Origin of the sequence: Pseudarthrobacter sp. NamB4 (assembly GCF_005796185.1) — a bacterium.
GTDB lineage: Bacteria > Actinomycetota > Actinomycetes > Actinomycetales > Micrococcaceae > Arthrobacter.
In genome coordinates this window covers 1-2,617 of the sequence record NZ_VAHM01000034.1, presented here as the reverse complement: position 1 = coordinate 2,617, position 2,617 = coordinate 1, and the positions used below count along the sequence as shown (strand labels likewise).

Annotated in this window: 1 protein-coding gene; it reads right to left on the bottom strand. The window is 65.6% G+C overall.

Annotated elements, in window-relative coordinates; genetic code table 11:
• Positions 1-2,616, bottom strand: a 2,616-nt coding sequence (gene aceE / locus FDW81_RS17900) for a pyruvate dehydrogenase (acetyl-transferring), homodimeric type (protein WP_138135548.1), incomplete at its 3' end; no start/stop codon positions are given.
• Between the last annotated feature and the right edge of the window lies 1 nt (position 2,617).

Below are 2,617 nucleotides of genomic sequence, written 5' to 3'. Positions count from 1 at the left end.
CACCACGATGGAGTGGGTGTCGTTCTTGAAGAAGCGGCGGGCTGCGGCGCGGGTGTCGGAGAAGCCGAAGCCGTCGGCGCCGAGGGTGGCGAATTCGTTGGGGACGAATTGGCGGATCTGGTCCGGGACGGCCTTCATGTAGTCGGAGACGGCGACGACGGGGCCGGTGGCGCCTTCGAGCTGCCGGGTGACGAAGGGGACGCGGGCGGGTTCGCCGGGGTTGAGGAAGGCTTCCTCTTCGGCGGCGAGGCCGTCGCGGCGCAGTTCGTTCCAGGAGGTCACGGACCAGACGTCGGCGGAGACTGACCAGTCCTCGGCGAGGATGCGCTGGGCTTCCAGGGCCCAGGGCACGGACACGCCGGAGGCGAGCAGCTGGGTGCGGGGACCGTCGATCTTGGCCGGGTTGAGCAGGTAGATGCCCTTGATGACGCCTTCGACGTCGAGGTTCTCCGGTTCGGCGGGCTGGACGATCGGCTCGTTGTACACGGTGAGGTAGTACATGAGGTTCTTGTCCGTGCTGTCCGGCCCGTACATGCGTTCCAGGCCGTCGCGGATGATGTGGCCCATTTCGTACCCATAGGCGGGGTCGTAGGTGACCACTGCGGGGTTGGTGGAGGCGAGCAGGGGGGAGTGGCCGTCGGCGTGCTGGAGGCCTTCGCCGGTGAGGGTGGTCCGTCCGGCGGTGGCGCCGATGATGAAGCCGCGGGCCATTTGGTCCGCTGCTGCCCAGAAGGCGTCGCCGGTGCGCTGGAAGCCGAACATGGAGTAGAACACGTAGACCGGGACCAGGGGCACGCCGTGGGTGGCGTACGCGGTGCCGGCGGCGGTGAACGCTGCCACGGCGCCCGCTTCGTTGATGCCGGGGTGGATCAGCTGCCCGGCAGGGGATTCCTTGTAGGCCAGGACCAGGTCCCGGTCCACCGACAGGTAATTCTGGCCCTTCGGGTTGTAGATCTTTGCGGTGGGGAAGAACGCATCCATGCCGAACGTGCGGGCCTCATCCGGAATGATCGGCGCAATGTGCTTGCCGAAGTTCTTGTCCCGCATCAGGTCCTTGAGCAGGCGTACGAAAGCCATGGTGGTGGCGGCCTGCTGCTTGCCGGAGCCACGCTTGGCCACCTCGTAGGACTTCGCGTCCGGCAAGGTGATCTCAGCGTGCTGGGACCTGCGCTCCGGGACGGACCCGCCCAGGGCCGCGCGGCGCTCCATCATGTACTTGATTTCCGGAGCGTCCGTGCCGGGGTGGTAGTACGGAGGCTGGTACAGGTCCGTTTCGAGCTGTTCGTCCGTAATGGGAATCCGCAGGTGGTCGCGGAACTTCTTCAGGTCGTCGAGGGTGAGTTTTTTCATCTGGTGGGTTGCGTTGCGGCCCTCGAAGTGGGGTCCGAGTCCGTAGCCCTTGACGGTTTTGGCCAGGATGACGGTGGGTTTGCCCTTGAATTCGGTGGCTGCCTTGTATGCGGCGTAGACCTTGCGGTAGTCGTGGCCGCCGCGCTTGAGGTTCCAGATCTGGTCATCGCTGAGGTCCGCGACCATGTCCTTGGTCTGCGGGGTCTTGCCAAAGAAGTGTTCACGGACGAACCCGCCGGATTCGGCCTTGTAGGTCTGGTAGTCACCGTCGGGGGTCTCGTTCATGATCTTCACCAGCGACCCGTCGGTGTCGCGGGCGAGCAGGTCATCCCATTCCCGGCCCCAGACGACCTTGATCACGTTCCAGCCCGCGCCGCGGAAGAACGCCTCGAGTTCCTGCATGATCTTGCCGTTGCCGCGCACCGGCCCGTCCAGGCGCTGGAGGTTGCAGTTGATCACGAAGTTCAGGTTGTCCAGGTTCTCGTTCGCCGCGAGCTGGAGCAGGCCGCGGGACTCGGGCTCGTCCATTTCCCCGTCGCCCAGGAACGCCCAGACCTGCTGGTCCGAGGTGTCCTTCAGGCCGCGGTTGTGCAGGTACCGGTTGGACTGGGCCTGGTAGATCGCGTTCATCGGACCGATGCCCATGGACACCGTGGGGAATTCCCAGAAGTGCGGCATCAGCCGCGGGTGCGGGTAGGAGGACAGGGCATGGCCCTCGCGGGACTTTTCCTGCCGGAACCCGTCCAGGTCCTCCTCCGAGAGCCGGCCTTCCATGAACGCCCGGGCGTACATGCCGGGGGAGGCGTGGCCCTGGAAGAACACCTGGTCCCCGCCGCCGGGGTGGTCCTTGCCGCGGAAGAAGTGGTTGAAGCCCACCTCGTACAGGGTCGCAGCCCCGGCATAGGTGGAAATGTGCCCGCCCACCGCGATGTCCGGGCGCTGGGAGCGGTGGACCATCACCGCCGCGTTCCAGCGCATGTACGCCCGGTACCGGCGCTCGTACTCCTCGTTGCCCGGGAACTCCGCTTCCTGGTCCGCCGGGATCGTGTTCACGTAATCGGTGGTGGTCACCATCGGCACCCCGACACTCTGCGCGCCCGCGCGCTGCAGCAGGCTCCGCATGATGAATTGGGCACGCTCGGTGCCCTGTTCCCTGATCAACGAATCCAGGGACTCAACCCATTCGGCAGTCTCTTCCGGATCACGATCAGGCAGCTGGTCAGTCAACCCGCTGAGGATATGGGAGGTATCTTCTCCTGCAGCCACG